The organism is Mesorhizobium escarrei, assembly GCF_935825525.1.
GTDB classification, from domain to species: Bacteria; Pseudomonadota; Alphaproteobacteria; order Rhizobiales; family Rhizobiaceae; genus Mesorhizobium; species Mesorhizobium escarrei.
Genome location: NZ_CAKXZT010000117.1, coordinates 118,405 through 140,166, shown reverse-complemented (window position 1 = coordinate 140,166; position 21,762 = coordinate 118,405). Strand labels below are relative to the sequence as shown.

26 protein-coding genes and 1 pseudogene are annotated in these 21,762 nt (G+C 62.8%); 15 read left to right on the top strand and 12 right to left on the bottom strand.

Annotated elements, in window-relative coordinates; genetic code table 11:
• The first annotated feature begins 231 nt into the window (after window positions 1–231).
• Both NMG80_RS10675 and NMG80_RS10670 read left to right on the top strand, forming a co-directional pair.
• Window positions 232–552, top strand: coding sequence for a DUF1476 domain-containing protein (locus NMG80_RS10675; RefSeq protein WP_091591813.1), 321 nt, complete (start codon window positions 232–234; stop codon window positions 550–552).
• A 205-nt stretch (window positions 553–757) separates the two neighbouring features.
• A complete protein-coding gene (locus NMG80_RS10670) occupies window positions 758–1,534 on the top strand; it encodes an HpcH/HpaI aldolase family protein (protein WP_254018051.1) in 777 nt (258 codons plus the stop codon).
• Here the strand turns inward: NMG80_RS10670 and NMG80_RS10665 are convergent.
• Window positions 1,531–2,079, bottom strand: a complete 549-nt coding sequence (locus NMG80_RS10665; RefSeq protein ID WP_254018050.1) for an RBBP9/YdeN family alpha/beta hydrolase — start codon at window positions 2,077–2,079, stop codon at window positions 1,531–1,533. The genes NMG80_RS10670 and NMG80_RS10665 overlap by 4 nt on opposite strands.
• A 305-nt stretch (window positions 2,080–2,384) precedes the next feature.
• Here NMG80_RS10665 and NMG80_RS10660 point away from each other — a divergent pair, with 305 nt between their 5' ends.
• A complete protein-coding gene (locus NMG80_RS10660; protein ID WP_254018049.1) occupies window positions 2,385–3,197 on the top strand; it encodes a VOC family protein in 813 nt (270 codons plus the stop codon).
• Between the two features lie 16 nt (window positions 3,198–3,213).
• Here the strand turns inward: NMG80_RS10660 and NMG80_RS10655 are convergent, their stop codons facing one another.
• Window positions 3,214–3,495 carry an alpha/beta hydrolase gene (locus NMG80_RS10655; RefSeq protein WP_436798584.1) on the bottom strand — a complete coding sequence of 94 codons (282 nt, stop codon included), beginning with the start codon at window positions 3,493–3,495 and terminating at the stop codon, window positions 3,214–3,216.
• On the opposite strand from NMG80_RS10655, the pseudogene NMG80_RS10650 reads away from it, so the two are divergent.
• Window positions 3,481–3,552 (top strand): annotated as a pseudogene (locus NMG80_RS10650) (alpha/beta hydrolase); the annotation flags it as partial. The gene NMG80_RS10655 and the pseudogene NMG80_RS10650 sit on opposite strands and share 15 nt — an antisense overlap.
• On the opposite strand, the gene NMG80_RS37285 reads toward NMG80_RS10650, so the two are convergent.
• Genes NMG80_RS37285 through NMG80_RS10630 form a run of 4 tightly spaced genes read right to left on the bottom strand, consistent with a single transcriptional unit; the run spans window position 3,551 to window position 6,394 of the window.
• The gene (locus tag NMG80_RS37285; RefSeq protein WP_436798583.1) at window positions 3,551–3,787 is read right to left on the bottom strand and encodes an alpha/beta hydrolase; all 237 of its coding nucleotides are present in this window, start codon (window positions 3,785–3,787) and stop codon (window positions 3,551–3,553) included. The pseudogene NMG80_RS10650 and the gene NMG80_RS37285 sit on opposite strands and share 2 nt — an antisense overlap.
• A complete protein-coding gene (purB, locus tag NMG80_RS10640) occupies window positions 3,787–5,094 on the bottom strand; it encodes an adenylosuccinate lyase (RefSeq protein ID WP_254018047.1) in 1,308 nt (435 codons plus the stop codon). The genes NMG80_RS37285 and purB overlap by 1 nt, the downstream gene beginning before the upstream one ends.
• 59 nt (window positions 5,095–5,153) lie before the next feature.
• On the bottom strand, window positions 5,154–5,672 hold the full coding sequence (locus tag NMG80_RS10635) for a hypothetical protein (protein ID WP_254018046.1): 519 nt from the start codon (window positions 5,670–5,672) through the stop codon (window positions 5,154–5,156).
• A complete protein-coding gene (locus tag NMG80_RS10630; protein WP_254018045.1) occupies window positions 5,669–6,394 on the bottom strand; it encodes a DUF2259 domain-containing protein in 726 nt (241 codons plus the stop codon). The genes NMG80_RS10635 and NMG80_RS10630 overlap by 4 nt, the downstream gene beginning before the upstream one ends.
• A 142-nt stretch (window positions 6,395–6,536) precedes the next feature.
• Between NMG80_RS10630 and NMG80_RS10625 the strand changes: the two genes are divergently transcribed.
• Window positions 6,537–6,791, top strand: coding sequence for a DUF2171 domain-containing protein (locus tag NMG80_RS10625; RefSeq protein WP_127208947.1), 255 nt, complete (start codon window positions 6,537–6,539; stop codon window positions 6,789–6,791).
• 62 nt (window positions 6,792–6,853) lie between these two features.
• On the opposite strand, the gene NMG80_RS10620 is transcribed toward NMG80_RS10625, so the two are convergent.
• Both NMG80_RS10620 and NMG80_RS10615 read right to left on the bottom strand, forming a co-directional pair.
• Window positions 6,854–7,855, bottom strand: coding sequence for a P1 family peptidase (locus NMG80_RS10620; protein WP_254018115.1), 1,002 nt, complete (start codon window positions 7,853–7,855; stop codon window positions 6,854–6,856).
• A complete protein-coding gene (locus NMG80_RS10615; protein WP_254018044.1) occupies window positions 7,855–8,940 on the bottom strand; it encodes a branched-chain amino acid ABC transporter substrate-binding protein in 1,086 nt (361 codons plus the stop codon). Before NMG80_RS10615 ends, NMG80_RS10620 begins: the two co-directional genes overlap by 1 nt.
• A gap of 191 nt (window positions 8,941–9,131) precedes the next feature.
• Here NMG80_RS10615 and NMG80_RS10610 point away from each other — a divergent pair, with 191 nt between their 5' ends.
• From NMG80_RS10610 to NMG80_RS10580, 7 genes are all read left to right on the top strand, one after another.
• Complete coding sequence (locus NMG80_RS10610; protein ID WP_254018043.1) at window positions 9,132–9,626, top strand: flavin reductase; 495 nt, start codon at window positions 9,132–9,134, stop codon at window positions 9,624–9,626.
• A 36-nt stretch (window positions 9,627–9,662) separates the two neighbouring features.
• Window positions 9,663–10,592, top strand: coding sequence for an AAA family ATPase (locus NMG80_RS10605; protein ID WP_254018042.1), 930 nt, complete (start codon window positions 9,663–9,665; stop codon window positions 10,590–10,592).
• Between the two features lie 3 nt (window positions 10,593–10,595).
• The gene (locus NMG80_RS10600) at window positions 10,596–11,846 is read left to right on the top strand and encodes a vWA domain-containing protein (RefSeq protein ID WP_254018041.1); all 1,251 of its coding nucleotides are present in this window, start codon (window positions 10,596–10,598) and stop codon (window positions 11,844–11,846) included.
• 28 nt (window positions 11,847–11,874) lie between these two features.
• Entirely contained in the window at window positions 11,875–12,213 is a 339-nt protein-coding gene (locus NMG80_RS10595; RefSeq protein ID WP_254018040.1) for an XdhC family protein, read from the top strand.
• A 67-nt stretch (window positions 12,214–12,280) separates the two neighbouring features.
• Window positions 12,281–13,018, top strand: a complete 738-nt coding sequence (locus NMG80_RS10590) for an XdhC family protein (protein ID WP_254018039.1) — start codon at window positions 12,281–12,283, stop codon at window positions 13,016–13,018.
• Between the two features lie 66 nt (window positions 13,019–13,084).
• Window positions 13,085–14,707: an NTP transferase domain-containing protein gene (locus NMG80_RS10585; protein WP_254018038.1), complete on the top strand. Its 1,623-nt coding sequence runs from the start codon at window positions 13,085–13,087 to the stop codon at window positions 14,705–14,707.
• A 32-nt stretch (window positions 14,708–14,739) separates the two neighbouring features.
• Window positions 14,740–15,624: an alpha/beta hydrolase gene (locus tag NMG80_RS10580; RefSeq protein WP_254018037.1), complete on the top strand. Its 885-nt coding sequence runs from the start codon at window positions 14,740–14,742 to the stop codon at window positions 15,622–15,624.
• Here NMG80_RS10580 and NMG80_RS10575 read toward each other — a convergent pair.
• Entirely contained in the window at window positions 15,621–16,670 is a 1,050-nt protein-coding gene (locus NMG80_RS10575) for a DUF1176 domain-containing protein (protein WP_254018036.1), read from the bottom strand. The genes NMG80_RS10580 and NMG80_RS10575 overlap by 4 nt on opposite strands.
• 124 nt (window positions 16,671–16,794) lie before the next feature.
• Here NMG80_RS10575 and NMG80_RS10570 point away from each other — a divergent pair, with 124 nt between their 5' ends.
• Window positions 16,795–17,301, top strand: a complete 507-nt coding sequence (locus NMG80_RS10570; RefSeq protein WP_254018035.1) for a DUF1993 domain-containing protein — start codon at window positions 16,795–16,797, stop codon at window positions 17,299–17,301.
• Window positions 17,302–17,343: 42 nt separating this feature from the next.
• Here NMG80_RS10570 and NMG80_RS10565 read toward each other — a convergent pair whose 3' ends face one another.
• The gene (locus NMG80_RS10565; protein WP_254018034.1) at window positions 17,344–17,508 is read right to left on the bottom strand and encodes a hypothetical protein; all 165 of its coding nucleotides are present in this window, start codon (window positions 17,506–17,508) and stop codon (window positions 17,344–17,346) included.
• A 247-nt stretch (window positions 17,509–17,755) separates the two neighbouring features.
• Here NMG80_RS10565 and NMG80_RS10560 point away from each other — a divergent pair, with 247 nt between their 5' ends.
• Together NMG80_RS10560 and NMG80_RS10555 are read left to right on the top strand one after the other, a co-directional pair.
• Window positions 17,756–18,823, top strand: a complete 1,068-nt coding sequence (locus tag NMG80_RS10560) for an aldo/keto reductase (protein ID WP_254018033.1) — start codon at window positions 17,756–17,758, stop codon at window positions 18,821–18,823.
• Window positions 18,824–18,883: 60 nt separating this feature from the next.
• Window positions 18,884–20,149, top strand: coding sequence for a cysteine desulfurase-like protein (locus NMG80_RS10555; RefSeq protein WP_254018032.1), 1,266 nt, complete (start codon window positions 18,884–18,886; stop codon window positions 20,147–20,149).
• An 18-nt stretch (window positions 20,150–20,167) separates the two neighbouring features.
• On the opposite strand, the gene NMG80_RS10550 is transcribed toward NMG80_RS10555, so the two are convergent.
• Together NMG80_RS10550 and NMG80_RS10545 are read right to left on the bottom strand one after the other, a co-directional pair.
• Window positions 20,168–21,199 carry a histone deacetylase family protein gene (locus NMG80_RS10550; protein WP_254018031.1) on the bottom strand — a complete coding sequence of 344 codons (1,032 nt, stop codon included), beginning with the start codon at window positions 21,197–21,199 and terminating at the stop codon, window positions 20,168–20,170.
• Between the two features lie 8 nt (window positions 21,200–21,207).
• The gene (locus tag NMG80_RS10545) at window positions 21,208–21,711 is read right to left on the bottom strand and encodes a GNAT family N-acetyltransferase (protein ID WP_254018030.1); all 504 of its coding nucleotides are present in this window, start codon (window positions 21,709–21,711) and stop codon (window positions 21,208–21,210) included.
• Window positions 21,712–21,762: the final 51 nt, after the last annotated feature.

Here is a 21,762-nt window from a genome sequence, read left to right as displayed (position 1 = left end):
CTGTCCGTCCGCCTAAATTAGTGCGGCAACGGTAGGGGTTCAATGCCGGTGTCTATCCCAATCGCACTGTTTGCTCAATCGGCAAATCCTTTCAATCACCGCTTTCCGGAATGAAATGCCGCAGCGCAGCAAGTGACGTAGCATATTGACCGGCCCGCGGCCTTTTGGTTTGTGCAGGGCGATACACATATTTCGACTGCCAACCAAATCGGATTTGACCGGAGGGATGCCATGAGCAGCATGAAAGATCGCGAGGAGGGCTTCGAGCGCAAATTCGTAATCGACGAGGAACTCCGGTTCAAAGCCGCGGCCCGCCGCAATAAGGCGCTCGGCCTGTGGGCCGCCGAAAAGCTCGGCAAGGCCGGGGCCGACGCCGAAGCCTATGCCAGCCAGGTCGTCCTCGCCGATATCGAGGAAGCCGGCGACCACGACGTTTTCCGCAAGATCCGCAAGGATTTCGACGAAGCCGGGGTCGTCCAGTCGGACCACCAGATTCGCCGCACCATGGACGATCTGATGGCGCAGGCAATCGAGCAGATCAAGAACACCTGATCCTTGCTCTGAGCCAATCGAACGCTGGACCAATCGACCGCCTCGCCCCTCCGGGCGGTTTTTCTTTGCCTTTGCAGCTGTTTCCGGCTGAACTGCATTAGAGCGACATGCATCCATTCGGACGCACGAAGTACGCTCTCAAACTTTGACTCCTCGCATCGGGCCGATTTTGGGCCGATGCGAGATTGAATTAAGGAAGGCGCCCATGTCCCTCAAGTCACGCCTTTTGGCCGATGAAACCTTGTGCACCGCTTGGTCCGGCGTGCCTGATGCCCTGACGGTCGAGATTCTTGCCAGACAAGGTTTCGATGCCGTCACGCTCGACATGCAGCATGGCGGACATCACGAGGACAGCGTGCTGCGCGGCCTTGGGCCGGTGCTGGCCGCCAACAAACCGGCGCTGGTGCGCATTCCGGTCGGCCGCTTCGACATGGCCAGCCGCGCGCTCGATTTCGGAGCAGAGGCGGTGATTGCGCCGATGGTGAATTCGGTGGCAGATGCCAGGCTGTTCGCTGCCGCCATGAAGTATCCGCCGCTCGGCGAGCGTTCCTGGGGCCCGACCTATGCCTTTCCGCGTCATGGCAAGGGCGACTATGCCGACTGGCTGCGCGACAGTAACGCGCGTACCATGGCCTTCGCCATGGTCGAAACGCGCGCCGCGCTCGATGCGCTCGACGGCATCCTCGACACGCCGGGTATCGATGGCATCTTCCTCGGCCCATCGGATTTTTCGATTGCCTGGTCGAACGGCGCCGCCGTCAACTCGACGCTCGAAAGCATGATGGAAACAGTTGCCTCGATCGCCGAGCGGACACGCAAGGCCGGCAAGCATGCCGCGATCTACGTCATCGAGCCGGCCATCGCCGGCCGTGTGGTGTCGATGGGCTACCGGCTGCTGGCGATGGGCTCCGAGCACGCGCTGATCGGTCTGGGGGCAAAGACCCTGCTGAAGAGCGTGAGGGACTCGATCGAAGAATCCTAAAGACCCGTCAGGAATTTGGCGAACGTCATCGAGCCTTCCGGCCATGGGCCGAAGCCGGAATCGGCGTTGAGATGTCCGGCCTCGCCAGCGTCGATGAACAGTGAACCCCAGGCGCCGGCGATGTCCTCGGCCACCTCGAACGTGCAGAACGGGTCGTTGCGGCTGGCGATCATCACCGAGGGAAATGCCAGCGGCTCGCGTGGATAAGGGCCGAAGGTCATCAGGTGCCTGGGTTTTATCTTGGGGTTGGCGACGTCGGGCGGCGCCACGAAGAAGGCTCCGGCGACCGGGCGTTGGAACTGGGGCATTGCCTGGATCACGGCGGCGACGCCGAGTGAGTGCGCGACGATGACGACCGGCCGCTCGGCCTCGTTCACCGCCTTCGCCACGCTCGCCGTCCAATCCTCGCGCACTGGCTTCGACCATTCCGCCTGCTCGACGCGCCGCGCCGTCGACAACTTCGATTGCCAGCGGCTCTGCCAATGGTCGGGGCCAGAATTGGTGTAGCCCGGCACGATGAGAATGTCTGCATCCCTGACTTTCATGGCGCGCATGTAACGAAGGACACAGTTTCGTGCAACCACGCATGATCCCAAAAAGTGTGAAGCGGTTTTTGGATAAGATCATGCGCAACTGGGTCTGATCATTTGCGATTGCTCACAATAGTGAACACCATGTTCGCTTCTTGGCGTCTTGTGTGAACGATCGCGAACGACGATCTGTCATCGGGAAAAGAAACAGCCGTGTACATGAGACCCAGGATTTGGAACTGACACGACGTACAATGGTAGGTGGCGCCGGGCTCCTGGCTTTGGGGATCTCGTCGAAGGCCGCCCAGACGGAGACTTCGATGAGCGAATTGCCTTTTGCCGCCACGACCCCGGTCAGCGTTGCCCGCGTCGGGTTGCGGGCGCGAGATGCCGAAAATCTCGCTGCCTATTATCACGACGTCGTCGGTCTGCGGGAACTGAGCCGCGCCGGCGGCACGATTACGCTGGGCGCCGCCAATCGTCCCTTGCTCGACATCGAGGCGGATGCAGCGGCAAAGCCCGACGATCCGCGCAGCGCCGGCCTCTTCCACACTGCCTTCCTGCTGCCCAGCCGGGCCGACCTCGGGCGCTGGATCAACCACGCCATCGCCAGCAATATCGGCATCGACGGCGCTTCCGACCATCTGGTCAGCGAGGCGCTCTACCTGACCGATCCTGAAGGCAACGGCATCGAGATCTATGCCGACCGCCGCCATGAGGACTGGAAGTGGAATGGTGACAAGATAGCGATGGCGACCGAACGGCTGAATATTTCGTCGGTCGTCGCCGAATTGCCGGCCGGCGATTCCGGCTGGCAGGGCATGCCGGATAACAGCATCATCGGCCATGTCCATTTGCGCGTCGGTCGGCCGGAAGACGCCGAGGCCTGGTGGCACCAGGAGTTCGGCTTCGACACGGTGGCGAAATATGGCAGCGCGGCGGTTTTCCTGTCCTCAGGCGGCTATCACCACCACATCGGCGCCAATGCGTGGCAGAGCGCCGGCGCCGGCCGTCGCGATCCGTCTCGGTCCGGCCTGGCCTGGGTCGAAATGCGGTCGGACAACGTGACTGATGCAACAACCCGCGAGGACCCATGGGGAACGGTGATCAGGACCGTTCCCGGCAAGGCTTGAGCGTTATGGAAGCCTGTTAGAGCCGAGCCTTTTCCAGCAGGCGGCCGAGCATGAGCAGGCCCGCCGGCCAAAGGCCGAGGTGGGTCTCGTTTCCCATATGGCCGAGATCGCCTGCATCGGCGAGGTCCGCGCCCCAGGCAGCAGCGAAGGCCGTTGCCTGGTCGAAGGTGACGCGCGGATCGGTGGGGCTTGCCACCACCAGGGTCGGAAACGGCAAGCGTTTCAGCGGCATCGGCGCAAAGGGACGAACAAGGCCGCGATTGCCGCGGCACCTCGGCGTGTTGTGCTGCTTGCGCACTCGCTGGCGGTGGCGACGGCGGTGAAGTGGGCGGCCGGCGCCAGCGAAAGCCAGCTCAACAAGGTTGCGGGCGCGTTGCTGGTCGCTGCAACCAATGTCGAGGATCCTGATCCTTCCTTCGACCGTCCACCCGGCCGATCCAGTCCTCAGGTGCCGGCCTGTCCCATTCGGCCTGCAGCACGCGGCTCGAGTTGGGGAACGCCCGGCACCAATGCGACATCCAGTGATCCGGCCCGGAATTGCCGCGCCCCGGCAGGGCGAGAAAATCGAAATCGCCGGCCGCCGAAATCATCACGCTTCTCCGAACACCCGCTTGAAGATCGTGTCGATATGCTTGGTATGATAGCCGAGGTCGAATTTTTCACGAATCTCGGCTTCGGGCAAGGCTGCGGTGACCTCTTTGTCAGCCAAAAGTTCCTCAAGGAAATCAGCGCCTTGCTCCCACACTTTCATGGCGTTTCTCTGCACCAGCCGGTAGGCTTCCTCACGGCTGACACCGGCCTGGGTCAGCGCCAGTAGCACACGCTGCGAATGCACGAGGCCGCGGAACTTGTTCATGTTCTTCAGCATGTTGTCGGGATAGACGAGCAATCTGTCGATGACACTGGTCAGCCGCGACAGCGCAAAATCGAGCGTCACGGTCGCATCCGGGCCGATCATGCGCTCGACCGACGAATGCGAGATATCGCGCTCGTGCCAGAGCGCCACGTTCTCCATCGCCGGTAGCGCGAAGGAACGCACCATGCGCGCAAGCCCGGTGAGGTTTTCGGTAAGCACCGGGTTACGCTTGTGCGGCATCGCCGACGAGCCTTTCTGTCCGGGCGAAAAATACTCTTCCGCCTCCAGCACCTCGGTGCGCTGCAGATGGCGGATCTCGATCGCTAGCCGTTCGATCGACGATGCGATGACACCGAGCGTCGCGAAGAACATCGCGTGTCGGTCGCGCGGGATCACCTGCGTCGACGCTGGCTCCGGCTTCAATCCGAGTTTCTTCGCCACATGCTCTTCGACATAGGGGTCGATGTTGGCGAAGGTGCCGACAGCACCTGATATGGCGCACGTCGCAATATCCTCACGCGCGTGCACCAGCCGTTCGCGGCAGCGCGAGAATTCGGCATAGGCCTGCGCCAGCTTCACACCGAAGGTGGTCGGCTCGGCATGGATGCCGTGGCTGCGGCCGATGGTGATTGTGTCCTTGTGTTCGAAAGCGCGGCGCTTGAGCGCCGCAAGCAGGCCGTCGATGTCGGCCAGAAGGATGTCGCTGGCGCGGGTGAGCTGCACGGCAAAGCAGGTGTCGAGAACGTCCGAGGATGTCATGCCCTGATGAATGAAGCGGGCGTCCGGCCCGACGAATTCGCTGAGGTGGGTGAGAAAGGCGATGACGTCGTGCTTGGTGACGCGCTCGATCTCGTCGATGGCCTCGACGTCGAACTTCGCGGCCCCGCCTTTTTCCCAAATGGTTTTGGCGGCTTCCTTCGGGATCACGCCGAGCTCGGCCAGCGCGTCGCAAGCGTAGGCCTCGATCTCGAACCAGATGCGGAACCGGGTCTCGGGCGACCAGATGGCCACCATTTCCGGCCGGGAGTAGCGAGGGATCATCGGTCAATCCTGACTTGCGAGGGCGTTCGCCCGCGTCGTAACAGAGGCAGACAAAATGCTCAACGCTGCTGCCGCGCAAACCAGATGCTGGCGAGTGCAAGCGCGATGAACCCGAGCGGAAAATAAAGCCGGATGCCCAGCACGATGAATTGATAGAACGCGGTTGCTACGGTGTGCACGAACTGGATGGACCAGGCGATGGTCAGTGCAGGTTCATGCCACTGGGCATAGTAGGAACGGTATTGCAGCGCAAAGAGCCCACCGGTGAAGCCGATCGTGGTGGTAAGAAGGCAGACAAACGCGGCCGCCAAGGCAACTTGCCAATGCCTTCCGAGCGAGACGAGCCGCGCCAGGAACAGGCCAACCGGATAGGCCAGCGCACCGCCCGCCGCATAGAGCAACGAGACGAAGCGAATATTTGCCGGGGTCACCCAGTCGTCCAGCAGCAGATTGACAAGCGCGCTGGCGCCCATCGCTGCGGCCCATAGCAGGGCGCCGCAAACCGCGGCGCGCGGCGACGGCAAGGCGTTGCGGATGCGATCCAGGACCCGGTTGCGTATGACGGGAAGCGGCGTCACAGTCGGCCGGTCACCGCGATCCAGCGAAAATCCGGCCCTTCGAAGCCGTACTGGCGCACCGCGATCAGCACGGCATAGGCGCTGAGGCCCTGCATGGAAAATGTCTGCACCGCGCCGATCCGATAGCCGTTCGGGCAGCCTCTGCTTTTGGGGATCGACTTGTCTTCGTGCAGGAGTTCAGTCTTGCCGCCGTCTTTCGCCTCGATGCGCAGCAAGCGAAAGCCGTTGATCTCGCCAAGGCTCTGGCAGGCTTCCGTGTCGTTCATGCCGATCTCGTCGAGCCGGAACTCGAGCGGATCGTCGACCGGCGAAAAGATCGGCCGCGGGTTGACCACCATGCGGAATGGATCGGCCGAAAGTTCGGTGACCGGGTTGAAGCCGGCGGTGACGCCGCGATTCGCGGTCAAATCCGCCTGTTCGATGATAGCTTCGCCTTTTTGCCGAGCTGCAAGACGCGCCGCGTCGAGCGTTGCGTTCTCGTCGTCAAGCCGCACCCTGATCGGCGTGCCCTTGATAAAACTGTCGTCGGCCGTGTTGATGTAATAGCGATTGGCATAGGGAAATCCCGATCCGTCCTGGACGCCATATTCCTCGAAAGCGAAGGCGCCCCCATCCGCAGTGAAGCCGAGGATTTCAAGCTCGGCGACATCGCCGGCATGCGCGGCGAGCGAAGTTGCAAACTGGGCAAGGAGGGACACAGCAAACACAACAAGGGTGCGCATCGGATTTCCGTTTAGGCAGCCAGAGTTGTTTCGATCACTATCACGACATCATCAAAACGTCGTGCCCTCTGAAACGCAAACCCGATGCATCCAATCGTGCCCTCAGTTGTTTATGTTGGCAGCTTGGAATGGAGAACCCACAATGACCGATGCAGCCAGCATTCGCGAACATATGGAAGTGATCGGCGCCGACGGCGTCCATGTCGGCACCGTCGACAAAGTTGAGGGCCAACGAATCAAGCTGACCAAGCGCGACAGCGGCGAGGGCGCTCACAGGGGGCATCACCACTATATTCCGCTCAGCCTCGTAGCCGAAGTCGAGGGCCAGAAAGTGCGGCTGTCGGCAAATTCGGATGTTGCGGTCACATTCGAGGAAGAAAAATCCGACCCCACCTGATCACGGCCCATGTGATTGCGGCCCATTTGATTACGGGCCCCTTTGATAACCGCAGCGCGCATTCAGCGCGACGACCAGACCGGAAACACGTCGCCTTTGGCAGGCGTCGCGGCAAAGACGCCGCGGCTGATGGCGCGCGCCATGGTGGCGCCGGCCGCGGCGTAGAGGTCGATGGCGTCGTTGGGCGCGAGCTCGATACCGCTCTTGCCGGTCGCCAGCGCGAAAACCAGATCCCCGTCGGCCGGCGTATGTGTCGGCCAAATGGCGCGCACGAAGCCGTCATGCGCTGATATCGCCAGGCGTTTGGCGGCGGCCTTGGTGAGAAGGGCGTCCGTGGCGATGACCGCGATGGTCGTGTTGCCTCCCACTTGCTTATCGCGAAATTTCAGCAGAATTTTTTTCGCGTTCTCCGGCATCGGCGAGGGATAACCAAGCCCGCCGAATTCGTCGCCGATCTCGAAGGGCGCTGCCCAGAAGTGCCTGCTTCGGGCGATCGTCACCGAGCCGGTCGGATTGACGGCGGCGAGTGCGCCGATGGTGACGCCGCTGTCGAGCACCGTCGAGGCCGATCCGAGGCCACCCTTGAGGCCGGAACTCAGGGCACCGGTGCCCGCGCCGACCGTACCCAGCGCAAAATCGCTGCTGACAGCCTGTGCCGCCGCATAGCCAAGATCGCGGTAGGGCGGATAGCGGCCCCAGTCCTTGTCGCCGCCATTGCGCAGGTCGAACAGGATCGCCGCCGGCACGATCGGCACGCGAAAGCCACCGACCTCCACGCCGATGCCCCTCTCGCGTAATGCCGCCTGCACGCCGGAGGCAGCATCGAGACCGAAGGCCGAGCCGCCCGAAAGCACCACGGCATGGATCGCCTCGATCGAATTGTGCGGCTCGAGCAGGTCGGTCTCGCGGGTGCCCGGCGCGCCGCCCAGGATCTGCACACCGGCCACCGCCGGCTCGTCGCAGACGACCGTGGTCACCCCGGATTTCAGTCTCACATCGGAAGCGTTGCCGACGCGCAGGCCGGCGACATCGGTGATGAGATTGCGCCGCCCTGTGCGAAACATCATTCGGCCTCCGCCGGCACGAAATTTGCGCCGTTGAAACGGAACACCCGATAGAGGTTTTCGGTCAAGTCGCCCTTGCCGTCAAAGCGGATCGGCCCGATCGCGGTGCTGAAGTCTTGCGCGGCGATCGCATCGGCCAGTGGCTTGCCCGAGGTTTCCGCCAGGGCCGTCGCCGCCTTGGCGATCTCGACCGCCGCATAGGCCGGCAGCGTGTAGCCCTCCGGCACGATATTTTGTGCGGCAAAGCTTTCGAGCACCCTGGAATCGGCCACATCGGCCCATTCGGGCGGTGCAATCATCAGCGTGCCCGTGGCATAAGGCACGTCGCCGGGCGCTGTGCGCAGCGCTTCGCCGCCGGCAAAAATGATGCCGGCATCGAGCTGGCTGGCGTTGCGGCCCATGATGGCGATGTCTTCGCCGTCGCCGCCGGCGAAGACATGCGTTGCACCGGCTTTCCTCAGTCGCCCGATCAGCCCGATCTGGTTGTCGAGCTGCGGCCTGAATGTGTCGACGAACACCGGTTTCAGCGCCGCCTGCTCGGCTGCCGCCCTGAGCGACTCGGCGATTTCGCGGCCGTAAATCGTGCCGTCGTCGATGATGGCGAACAGCTCGTTCGGCCATCGGCGGGTGAGATTGAAGGCGACGGCGTTGCGCTCGTCATCGCCGCGCGGCCCGAGCCGAAAGATCCGCCAGCCGGTCTTGGCGCGCCGGTCGGTCAGGCTTTCGGTGCGCACGCCGACGGTGATGACCGGTATGTTGGCGTCCTTCAGGATCGGCAGTGCCGCCTCGATCGCGTCGGTGCAGAGGAAGCCGACGACCACGCTGACTTTCGCCGCAACGAATTCCCTCGCCGCGGCAGCCCCGCCATCGGCCGTGCAGGCGTCGTTGACAACCCTAGGTTGAGCGCCGGTCGCCGCTGCCGCCAGGCCGGCGCCCGCCTCGATCTGTTTGCCAAGGATCGCCGACGGCCCGGATAGTGGTGCTGCGACGCCGACCAGCAGCGTCTCAGCGTTCGCATCACCGGCGAGAGACAGCCAGGCCAGCACCGCTATTGTCGTTGTCGTGGCTGTTGTCCGGGGGCGCATGTGAGCGAAGAATTCCTCCGCGCCGGTCGCGTGTTTGCCGGCGCCACTTCCTGCCAAGACCTAAAGGCTGGTCAGCTTTCACGCAACACGCGAAATTCCGGATGCATGTCAACCACTTCGCTTGTGGCATGCAATATGCCGCCATATATAACGGTTTGGTTCATCTCGCTTTAAACCAATGGAAATCGCCGGTGCTGAAGAAGAACGACATAGGGCCGCAGGCCTATCGCGACGCGATGGCCCATTTTGCCGGCCACGTCCATGTGGTCACCACCGACGGTCCCGCCGGCAGGCGCGGTGCGACTGTCATTGCAGCCTGTTCGGTGTCGGACACGCCGCCGACCATCCTGGTCTGCCTCAATCGCGAAAATCCCAAGAACGAGCCGTTCGTGAAGAATGGCAGGTTCGCCTTGAACACGCTGGCCTCGGACCAGGAGGCGCTGTCGATCGGCTTTTCCGGCCTCACCGGCCTGCCCGTCGAGGAACGCTTCGCGCTCGGTGAGTGGGATATGATCTCGACCGGCGCGCCGACGCTGAAGGGCGCGCTAGCCGTGTTCGACTGCGAACTGATCGATACCAAGGATCTGGCCACCCACCGTGTGCTTTTTGGCAAGGTGACAGGCCTTCGTATCGGCGGTAATTTGCGGCCGCTGATCTATCACGACCGCGGCTATCACGCTCTGTAGAGGCTCTGGATGGACGGCCGCACCCACGGAGAGAGAATGACCGGGTTGAAACCGCGCCCCACGCCGCGGACGATCGACGAGACGCTCGATCTCCTGACCGATGCGGACTATGTGGCGGACCGGTCGCTGGCGACCGTGCTGTTCTTGTCGCTGCGCATGAAACGGCCGCTGTTCCTTGAGGGCGAGGCGGGCGTCGGCAAGACCGAGATCGCCAAGGTGCTGGCGCAAGCGCTCGGCCGCCGGTTGATCCGCCTGCAATGCTATGAAGGCCTCGATGTCTCCTCGGCCGTCTACGAGTGGAATTATGCCGCGCAGATGATCGAGATCCGCATGGAGGAGGCGGTCGGCAAAGTTGACCGCTCCGACATGGAGCGCAACGTCTTTTCCGAAAAATACCTGATCCGCCGCCCGGTGCTCGACGCGCTGACCGGCAAGGCGGGCGCCGCCCCGGTCTTCCTGATCGACGAGCTTGACCGCACCGACGAGGCCTTCGAGGCGTTCCTGCTCGAAATCCTCTCCGACTTCCAGGTGACGGTGCCCGAGCTCGGCACGATCAAGGCGCAGGAACCGCCGATCGTCATCATCACCACCAACCGCACCCGCGAGATCCATGACGCGCTGAAGCGCCGCTGCCTCTATCACTGGGTCGACTATCCCAATGCCGAGCGCGAGCTGGAGATCGTGCGCCGGAAAGTGCCGCAGGCTAACAGCCGGCTGTCGGCCGAGGTGGTTTCGTTCATCCAGAAGTTGCGCCAGATCGAGCTGTTCAAGGTGCCGGGTGTTGCCGAGACCATCGACTGGGCCGGCGCGCTGACCGAACTCGACAAGGTGGCGCTCGATCCGGAAACCGTTTCCGACACGATCGGCGTGCTGTTGAAATACCAGGACGACATTGCCCGTATCGAACAGGGCGAAGGCCGGCGCATCCTCAACGAGGTGAAGGCCGAGCTTTCGGCGGCGGAGTAGGCGATGGCCACGCCGCGTCCCGAACCGAAAGAGGCCACGCCGGATGGGCGGATCGCCGACAACATCGTCTATTTCGCCCGCACCTTGCGCAAGGCCGGCATGCGGATCGGCCCGGCCTCGGTCAAGGATGCCATCGAGGCGGTGCTGGCCGCCGGCATCGGTTCCCGCGACGATTTCTACTGGACGCTGCACGCCGTGCTGGTGTCGCGGCACGAGGACCACCCCACCTTCGACGAGACTTTCCGGCTGTTCTGGAAATCGCACGAGCTGATCGAAAAGATGCTGGCGATGTTTTCGCCAGTTGCGCCTGATTTCAGAGAGAAGCAAAAGCCGCGCGCTGCGGAAAACCGCGTCAGCCAGGCGATGTTCGAGGGCCACCAGAAGAACCAGCCGGCGCAGGAAATCCCCGAGATCGAGGTCGACGCCCGCTTCACATTTTCCGGCCACGAGGTGCTGAGGGGCAAGGATTTTGCCCAAATGAACGCCGCCGAGATGGCCGACGCCAAGAAGGCGATCGCCGGGTTGCGGCTGCCCTTCGACATGGTCAGGACACGGCGCTTCAAATCCAATGCGCATGGCCGTCGCATCGATCCGCGCGCCATGATGCGCTCGGCCGCGCGAACAGGCGGAGAACTGATCCTGCCAAAATTCCGTTCAGCCCGCGAGGTTCACCCGCCGCTGGTCGTGCTTGCCGATATTTCCGGTTCGATGAGCCAGTACACGCGCATCTTCCTGCATTTCCTGCATGCGCTGACCGAAAAGCGCCGGCGCGTGCACGCTTTCGTTTTCGGCACCAGGCTGACAAATCTGACGCGGCAGATGCGCCATCGCGATCCAGACGCGGCACTCGCCGATTGTTCGGCGGCGGTGATGGACTGGTCGGGCGGCACCCGCATCGGCGATACGATGGCGCAATTCAACCGGCTGTGGTCGCGGCGTGTGCTGGGGCAGGGTGCGGTGGTTCTCCTGATCACGGACGGGCTGGAGCGCGACGACGTTGCCGGCCTGTCGAAGGAAATGGAGCGCCTGCGCAAATCCTGCCGGCGGCTGATCTGGCTGAACCCGCTGCTGCGCTTCGACGGCTTCGAAGCACGCGCCCGCGGCGTCAAGGCGATGCTGCCGCATGTCGACGAGTTCCGCTCGGTGCACAATCTCGAGGCGCTCGCCGATCTGTGCGCGTCGCTGGACAAGACTTCGGCGCGCTCGGTCGACCCACGCAGGTGGATTGAGGGTGGCGCGAGAAGCGCCGCATAGCCATATGTTTTCTCCGGGAGAAACGGTGATGGAAAACAGCATTTATCTCGATGAGGCGCGCGATCCGCTGATCATTGCGGAAGGCTGGATGAAAGACGGCAAGGATGTCGCCATTGCCACCGTGGTCGAGACCTGGGGCTCGGCGCCGCGCCCGGTCGGCAGCCACCTGGTCATCGACGCGGAAGGCAATTTCCACGGCTCCGTCTCTGGTGGCTGCGTGGAAGGCGCGGTGGTCACCGAGGCAGTCGACGTCATCGACAGCGGCAAGGCCAAGATGCTGGAATTCGGCGTCGCCGACGAGACCGCCTGGCAGGTCGGCCTGTCCTGCGGTGGCCGCATCAAGGTCTATGTCGAGCGGTTGGGTTAGAAGCATGATCCCGCAAAGTGGGAACCGGTTTGCGGACAAGAATCATGCTTAAGCAAGAGATATTTCGATGGATCCCTACGCGCTGAAGACGCTGAACGCCGAACGCCGCGCCCGCCGCGCGGTAATCCTGGTCACCGATCTCGGCGATGGCCGCGATCGTATCGTGCGGGAGGGCGATCAGGTCGCCGGCGAATTGGGTGCTGCGATCGCCAAGGCGTTTCGATCAGGCAATTCCGGGTCGGTCGAGGCTGAAGGGCGAACCTTCTTCCTCAACGCCTATCTGCCGCAGCCGCGCCTGGTGGTGATTGGCGCAGTCCATATCAGCCAGGCACTGGCGCCGATGGCCAAGATCGCTGGCTATCCCGTCGAAATCGTCGATCCGCGCACGGCCTTTGCCACCGCAGACCGCTTTCCCGATGTCGCGCTGCATGCTGAATGGCCGGAGGATATCCTGAAGCGCCAGCCGCTCGACAGCTATACGGCGTTGGCAGCCGTCACCCATGATCCGAAGATCGACGATTTCGCGCTCAAGGCGGCGCTCGACGCCAACTGCTTTTATGTCGGGGCGCTCGGCAGCCGCAAGACTCATGCGAAGCGGGTTGAGCGCCTGCTGGCTTTGGGCGCGACAGCCGACCAGATCGCGCGCATCCACGCGCCGATCGGCTTGGACATTGGCGCCGCGAGCCCGGCCGAGATCGCGGTCGCTATTCTAGCGCAGGCGATCCAGGCCTTTCGTTTGCGTGGCCTCGAATCTACCGCATCGGCCCGAAAATCGGAATCGATTTTGGAGAAGCACGATGCGTAGATTCAAAGTGGTAGAGCGTCCTTTGCGCGTCCAAAAGGACGCGCGGCGCTCTACGGACGCGGCGGCGTGAAGTTTGGGCCAATCCCCATCGACACAGCCGAAGGCGCGGTGCTGGCGCACGCCACCACGGCCGGAGAACGGCGCTTGCGCAAGGCACACAGGCTGAGCGCCGACGATGTGTCTTTGCTCAAGGCGGCGGGGTTTTCGGAGGTAGTTGCCGCTGTCTTGGCTTCGGATGATCTCAGCGAGGACGCTGCCGCCGAAAAAATCGCCGAAAGCATGATCCACCGCAACGTCGAGGCGAAGCCCGCCGCGACCGGCCGGGTGAACCTGCACGCCCAGGCCGCCGGCATTTTCACGGTCGATGCAGCGATGGTCGACGCCATCAACGCTGTCGATCCGACGATCACCATCGCCACGCTGGCGCAGCATGCACCGGTCGAAAAAGGCCAAATGGTCGCAACCGTGAAGATCATTCCCTTCGCCGTGGGTTCCGCCCTGGTCGATGCGGTGGCAAGGATCTGCGCCAGCGGCGAGATCTTTGCCGTCAATGCCTATCAGCCGGTGCGTGTCGGTGTCATCCAGACAGTTCTGCCCGGCATCAAGACGAGTGTGCTCGACAAGACGTTGCGGGTCACCGAAGCCCGTCTGGCGCGCTCAGGTGGCCGGCTGACGGCCGAGCGCCGCACGCCGCACGAAATTGGCGCCGTTGCGGAGGCTGCGGCCTCGCTGGCGCGTGACAACGACATTGTGGTGATCTTCGGCGCCTCGGCGATGAGCGATTTTGGCGACGTCGTCCCGGCGGCGATCGAGAAGGCCGGCGGCATCGTCATCCGCGCCGGCATGCCTGTCGATCCCGGCAATCTCCTGGTGCTCGGCACGCTTGCCGGCAAGCGCGTCATCGGCGCACCGGGCTGCGCCCGCAGCCCCAAGGAGAACGGCTTCGACTGGGTTCTCGACCGGTTGATCGCCGGCCTGGACGTGACGGCCAGGGATATTGCCGGCATGGGTGTCGGCGGTCTGTTGATGGAAATCCCGACCCGGCCGCAGCCGCGCGAGCCGCTGCCGGCGCCAAAGTCGTTGAGTGCCGAGTTGAAGGTCGATATCGTGCTGCTGGCCGCCGGTCGCTCCAGCCGAATGGGCGGCCCGAACAAGCTGCTGGCGCTGTTCGATGGCAAACCGCTGGTGCGCCGCAGCGCCCAACGAGCGCTCGGCTCTAAAGCTTCTGATACCATTGTCGTCACCGGCCATCAGCGTGAGCGTGTACGCGCTGCGTTGTCGGGACTGGATGTAACTTTCGCCGATAATCCGGATTTCGCTGAGGGCCTGTCTTCATCGCTGAAGGCCGGCATCGCGCGGGTTGCTGGCAATGCTGCCGGCGCCATGATCGTGCTTGGCGACATGCCTGGCATCGCGTCAGCCGATCTCGACAGGCTGATTGATGCATTCCGCAAATCCGAGGGCCGATCGGTCGTGCGCGCCTCGCATGAAGGAAAGCGAGGCAACCCGGTGCTGTTGCCGCGCTCACTGTTTGCGGCGATCGCTCATCTCGAAGGCGATACCGGCGCGCGCCATCTGGTCGAGGCCGAAGGGCTCGATGTCGTCGATGTCGAGATCGGCGAGGCAGCGTCCATCGATGTCGACACCCCCGAGGCGCTGGAAGGCGCCGGCGGCGTGCTGCAGGATTGACAAACCGGGGCCGAAAAACGCATGCCTGAGGGATGGCTGTTCGTACCGTCCTATGCGCCCTTCTGACTTCAATATTTTTCTTGTTTTCTCGCGCCGCTTACGCCGACGTTCTCACGCTAAAGCCCTTCAAGGACGACCTGTTCGCCTATCCGGCCATCCTCTCTTCCGAGGGCGCCTATACAGTCGTCGACTACCGTGAGCTGCGCGATATCAACGCCCGCGACAAAGTGCCGGAGCGCCGCGCGCAGGCGCAGTATGTCGACACCGGTGTACGCAAGGTGCAGCAGGATCTGCTGCTGAAGAGCGGCGCCGGCGATATCCGCCACATCGCAGTCGGCCGCATGCAAGCCGCCGGCATCATCGTGCTCTATCTGCACGGGCAGGGCGGCAGCCGCAAGCAGGGCGTTGACGACTTCACCTTCGGCGGCAATTTCAACCGCATCAAGAACCTGATGGCCGGCAATGGCGGCCTCTATCTGTCGCCGGACTTTTCTGATTTCGGCGACACCGGCGCGGCCCAGATCGCCGCGCTGATCGGCCACTATGCCGAACGGTCGCCGGGCGCGAAGATCTTCGTTGCCTGCGGCTCGATGGGCGGCGCATTGTGCTGGAAGCTAGCCGCCCGCAAGGATACTGGCGGCCGCATCGACGGGCTGCTGCTGCTCGGTTCGCTGTGGGATGAAAGTTTCTTCTCAAGCCCGGCTTTCAAGCGCCGTGTTCCGGTCTTCTTTGGCCAGGGCAGCAAGGACCCTGTGTTTCCAGTCGAGAAACAGGAAGCCTTCTTCCGTTCGATCCTGGCCAAAACGAAAACCTATCCGACCCGCTTTGTCCGCTTCGAGACCGGCACGCACGGCACGCCGATCCGCATGACCGACTGGCGCGGCACGCTCAACTGGATGCTGTCGGAGGCCCCTTAAGGCGGTGTGTTATAGTCCACCACTGTCTGCGGGTTGATCTCGCCGTCGTAGGAGGCGTCGACATCGTACTGCACCAGCGAGAAATTGCCGTTGCGAAACAGATAGGTGCCGGCCGACGAGGCATCGCCGACACCGCGCCACTTGTTGAGCGACGAGATCGTCTTGGTGGCGTCGTCATACTCGGAATTGACCAGCTGGTCGTCGGTCTGGAAGCCGGTGACGTTGATCGCCTCAACCTTGCCTTCGCTATCGTTGTTCTCATAGTGGATATCGAGTTCCGGCGAGGCGAACTGCAACTGCCGGACGCCTGACACATCGTCGTAGACATAGTAGACGGCACTCTCATTGTAGGCAGCCATCGAACAGAAGAAGCGAAACAGCCGCGTCTCGCGTTCGGGCTGATCGGCCTCGGCGCCCGCGTCCTTGTAGCGGAGGGAGTAGGCGTCCGGCTCTGCCACAGGCTCGCCGCCAGGCATTTCCTCGTCGCATTGTTCGCCATAGGCGGCCGCAAACGCCTTCTTGGCCTGCTCCAGCGCCGCATCCTTCTTCGGCGGCGGTGGTGCGTCGCCGCAGCTTTCCGGCACAGCGTCCTCGAATTCGGCCTTGGTCGGTTTCAGCGCGCCCTTGTCGATGAAGATCGGGCGGAATGGCGGTTCCTGGATCGAGGCGTTGACCTGGCGCAGCGTGTAGCAGCCGGCAAAGACATTTTCGCTGCCGTCCTTGGCTGTCGCCCGGATGGCGACCGGAACATTGTAATAGATGCTGCCGGCCGCACCGTCTTCGGACACGCCACCGGTTTTGACCTCGACCCTTTCGGTGCCGTCATAGCCCTTGACGAAGGCGTCGAAATCCTTGGCCGGCCTGGTTTCGCCGAAATAGTCCCAGGCGCGCGCGAATTCTTGCCGGTTGATGGCGCTGTAGAACGAGCGGATGACCGCTTCGGCGTCCGACCTGTCGTCGACATAAGGCGCTTCGGCGGCGAGCACTGGTTGGACTGTCACGGCAAGGGAGAAAAAAGCTGTCGCTGCAAAAAGGGCGCTTCTCATCGGGAATCTCCACCGGATGGGAAATCCTATCATACCGATTGCGGCGACGCGGTGACGCTTGAAGAATCGCCGGCGGAGGCGCTAGGTCACCGCCGTCGGCGCTCCCGCCGGATAGGAGAGTCTCGTGACCATATCGATGTATGAAGCGTCCGTGCCGGTGTTTTCGGCCAGGTTGAAGGCGCTATCCAACGTACTGAACATCGCCGAGCAGAATGCGCTCGACCGCAAGATCGATCCGCAGGTGTTTTTGGCGTCGAGGCTGGCGCCGGACATGTATGCGTTGACCAGACAGGTGCAGATCGCGACCGACCACGCCAAGGGCGCGCCGTCGCGGCTTGCCGGTCGCGAGGTGCCGAAATACGAAGACAGCGAGGCGAGCTTTGCCGATCTCCAGGCGCGCATCGCCAAGACTGTCGACCTTCTGGCGACATTCTCGGCTGCCGATATGGACGGCTCCGATGACAGAATGATCGAGCTGAAGCTTGGCCAGCGCGAATTCTCAATGGCCGGCATGCAGTATCTGCTGCATCTCGCCATGCCCAATTTCTATTTCCACGTGACCACGGCCTACGACATCCTGCGCCACAACGGCGTGCCGCTGAGCAAGGCGACTTTCATCGGTTCACGTTGAAGAATTGGCAAGGCGATATCCCGGTCGAGCCGGGATATCCGATTAGCGTGAGGACATTTCGCGAGCGACGCGCGGAAAATCGGCTGGTTTGATGCCGATGTCCGCACGGTCGGCATTGTTCATCGAATGAAGCAGCGCCAGAGCCGCGCGGTAGCGCAGATGTTCCTGCGGACGCGGACGGGCGAACATTTCAGTGAGGAAACCCATGATTGAAGCCCCTGATTGGTCCTCCCCGAGTCGCAATATAGGCAAATCATGACAATTGTGCAGTGCAGCATTTGCATGGCAGCCATGCTGCACTGATTTTTTGACTTCGCCGAGCGCCCTGCTTCGGTCTCGCGGAAAAGTGTCGCTGGCCACGGGCGGCGGGGTTGGAGACAGCCCACGCATTCCTGTATGCTGCGGCTTCCTTCCCGCGCAGCCGCGCAAAAGACTTCCCGCCGGAGAAAATTCAATGCAAAAACGCCGCCTCGGTCGGACCGATCTTCTTGTTTCCCAGATTTGCCTGGGATCGATGACCTGGGGCCAGCAGAACACCGAAGCGGATGGCCACGCGCAGATGGATCTGGCATTTTCGTGCGGCGTCAATTTCATCGACACTGCCGAGCTCTACCCGATCCCGCCCAAGGCAGAGACGCAAGGCTGGACCGAGAGGATCATCGGCAGCTGGATGAGGGCAAAGGGCAACCGCGATCAGGTGATCCTCGCCTCGAAAGTGGTTGGGCGCACCGCCAACACATGGTTTCGCGGCGATCGCCCGTCGAAGCTGGTGCGCGCCGACATCTTCGATGCCGTCGAAAAATCGCTGACCAGGCTCAATACCGACTATCTCGATCTCTACCAGATCCACTGGCCGGAGCGCGCCGTGCCGTGGGGCGCCAATCCGAACCGCGTCGGTGCCGTGCCGCTGCGGGCCGATTCCGCCGGTGCACCGGACAGCGAGACGCCGATCACCGAAACGCTTGCCGTCTTCGATGAATTGGTGAAGGCAGGAAAAATCCGCCATTTCGGCCTGTCGAACGAGAGTTCCTGGGGCGTCATGCGGTTCATCGCCGAAGCCGACAAAGGCGTCGGCCCGCGCCTGGCGTCGCTGCAGAACGCCTATAATTTCGTCAACCGCGGCTTCGAGGTGAACCTTGCCGAGGTCTGCGAGCGCGAACAGGTTTCCCTGCTCGCCTATTCGCCGCTGGCGCAGGGCTACCTGACCGGCAAATACGATCATGGCGCGCGGCCGCAAGGCTCGCGTTCTCAGCTTTTCAACCGCGGCCAGCGCTACGAGACGCCCAATGCCGCGGAGGCGCAGCTCGAGTATAACGAACTGGCGCGCTCTTTCGGCATGGAGCCGGCATTGTTTGCCAACGCCTATGTCACAAGCCGTCCCTTCGTCACTTCGAGCATCATCGGCGCGACCACCCTTCCGCAGCTCGATATGGCGCTGTCTTCCGCCGCTGTCGTCTGGAGCGAAGACATGCAGAAGGCGGTCGATGCAATTCACCAGCGTGTCGGCAACCCGTGTCCGTGAGCTGCTTCCCGGCACTGCAAGGTACGATTGCTAAACGATTACAACAGAGAGAGAGAAAAAGTGAACTTTCCGATTGAGGTCGTGCGCGAGAAATTTCCAGCCCTGTCGCTGACCGACAAGGGCCGTCGCCGCATCTATCTCGACAACCCTGCCGGCACACAGGTGCCGCAGGCGCTTGCCGACGCGGTGTCGCACTGCCTGCTGACCACAAACGCCAATCTCGGCGGCTTCTTCGAAACCACGATTGCGGCGCAACAGATCGTCGACGACGCCCATGCGGCGATGGCCGATTTCCTGGGTGCTGCAAGCCCGCAGGAAATCATCATTGGCGCCAACATGACGACACTGACCTATCACATGTCGCGCACCCTCGGTCGTATGATGAAACCCGGCGACGAGATCATTCTCACCCGCATGGATCACGAGGGCAACGTGTCGCCATGGCTGCAGCTCGCCGAAGACCTCGGTCTTGTCGTGCGCTGGCTGCCTTTCGACGAGCAGAGCTGGCAGATCGAGGAGGCGGCGCTTGCTGCGCTGCTCACCGACAGGACGCGGCTGGTCGCCTTGAACTACGCCAGCAACCTGACCGGCTCGATCAACCGGGTGAAGGCGCTGACCCGCGTCGCCAAGCAGGCCGGCGCGCTGGTCTATGTCGACGCCGTGCAGTTCGCACCGCACGGTCTGATCGACGTGCAGGACATTGGCTGCGATTTCCTGGTCTGCTCGGCCTATAAATTCTTCGGGCCGCATATGGGCATATTGTGGGGCAGGCTGGATGTCATCGACGCGCTGAAACCGTACAAATGCCGCTGTTCGTCCAATGCTCTGCCGGAACGATTCGAGCTCGGCACACCGCAGATCGAACTGATGGCGGGACTGACGGCAGCGGTCGATTACTTTGCGGAGCTGGGCGGACCGCCAGGCGAGAACGCGTCGCGTCGCGCCAAGATCGCCAAGGCGTTCGAAATATCCACCGCTTACGAAAATCCGCTGACGCAAAGGTTGATCAACGGGCTGTCGGCTATTTCCGGACTGACCATCCATGGGATCACTGATCCGGCGCGTGTCGGAGAGCGCGTGCCGACGGTCTCGTTCACGATCGACGGCATCGTACCCGAAACGATCGTGCGGCAGATGAATGCGGAAAACATCTTCCTGTGGTCCGGCCACAACTACGCCTGGGAGGTCGTCCACCAGCTCGGCATTCCGGCCGAGCAGGGCGTCGTGCGCATCGGCATCGCCCACTACAATACGGCGGCCGAAATCGATGAGACGCTGGAGAGCGTGCACCGTGTCATCGCGATGCTGCGGCAGGAGCGTTCCTGACGCGACATCCGGCCGAAATCACCGCCTCCTGCCACCGCCGAAGCCGGTGAGGAACGCGGTAAGATTGTCGCCAAGTTCGTCGCAGAGATAGCCGCCTTCCTGGACGATGACAGCCGGCAGGCCAAGGCCCGCGATAGCCTCGCCGATGCGCGAGAAGCCGGGTGTCGTCACCGACAGTCCGCCGAACGGATCGCCTTCGAAGGCGTCGAGGCCGAGCGCCACCACCAGCGCTTCCGGCGCAAAGGCGCGGATGCGCTGGAACGCCACGTCGAGTGCTTCCAGGAACGCGGCATCGCCGGATTTACGCACCAGCGGCAGGTTGAAATTGTAGCCGAGACCAGGCCCTTCGCCGCGCTCGTCTGCATGACCCCAGAAGAACGGATAGAAGCGCAGCGGATCGGCATGCAGCGAGACGGTGAGCACGTCCGACCGGGCATAGAAAACGCCTTGCGTGCCGTTGCCATGATGCAGGTCGACGTCGAGGATCGCCACCCGCGCAGCTTGCTTGCGCAGCACCTGTGCCGCGATCGCCGAATTGTTGATGAAGCAGAAGCCGCCGGCGACATCGGCAAAGGCGTGGTGGCCGGGCGGGCGGCACAGCGCATAACCAGCCGGCGCGCCCGCCATCACCGCGTCGGCGGCCTCGACCGCGCTCCAGGCGCTCCACAGTGCGCTCTGCCAGGTCTCGCCGGAGATCGGGCAAGCGGTGTCGGCCATGTGGTAGCCGGCCTGGCCGACCGCCGAGGCCGGATAGAAGCCGTCCCGCGCGATTGGATGGATATTGGGGATCACTTCCGCCGAAGCGCCTTCGATGCGCTGCCAGCGCGCGAAGATGTGCTCGAGAAAATCAAGGTATTCGGGCGTATGCACCGCGGCAACCGGACCAAGCCCATGATTCCTCGGCCGTTCGATCGTGCAGCCGGCTGCCTTGGCGCCGGCGAGCAGCCGTTCGACGCGTTCCGGCTTTTCCGGATTGGGTTTCTGGGCGCCGCTGGACAGGAACGCCTTGGGGTCGTGGCGCTTCTGTTCGTCGGCATAAAAGGCCTTCATAATTTCCCTCATTCCTCTGGCGCATCGGCGAAGGCAAAGAACGCGTCGCCGACGATCTTCTGAACCTGCTCGTAGCTCGACCAGGCAATGCCTAGCCTTTCGTAGAAAGCCTTGGCGGTTTCATTGTCGGTGTCGACGGACAGTCTGAGATAGACGCCGCCGTCCTTCCGGCATTCTCGCGCGGCACGGCGCAGCAGGCGTTCGCCGATCCTGCGGCCGCGAAACCGGTCCTCGACATAGAGGTCCTGCACATAGACGCCGGGCCGCCCCATCCAGGTCGAGAAGATCGGGAAATGCAGGCACAGGCCAGCGAATTCGCCGCCGACTTCCGCAATCAGCGTCGAGAAGGCAGGGTTTTCGCCAAAGCCATAGGTGCGCAGATCGTTGGCTGTAGAGGTGATCTCCTGGTGTGCGCCTGTATGCGCGCCAAGCCGCAGGATCGCGGCGTGGATGGTTTCGACGTCCTCGATGCGGCCGGGGCGGATGAGGACGTTTATCGATGGCGTAGTCACGACAGGCAGGGCGCCCAGGCACCCCCCTCTGTCCTGCCGGACATCTCCCCC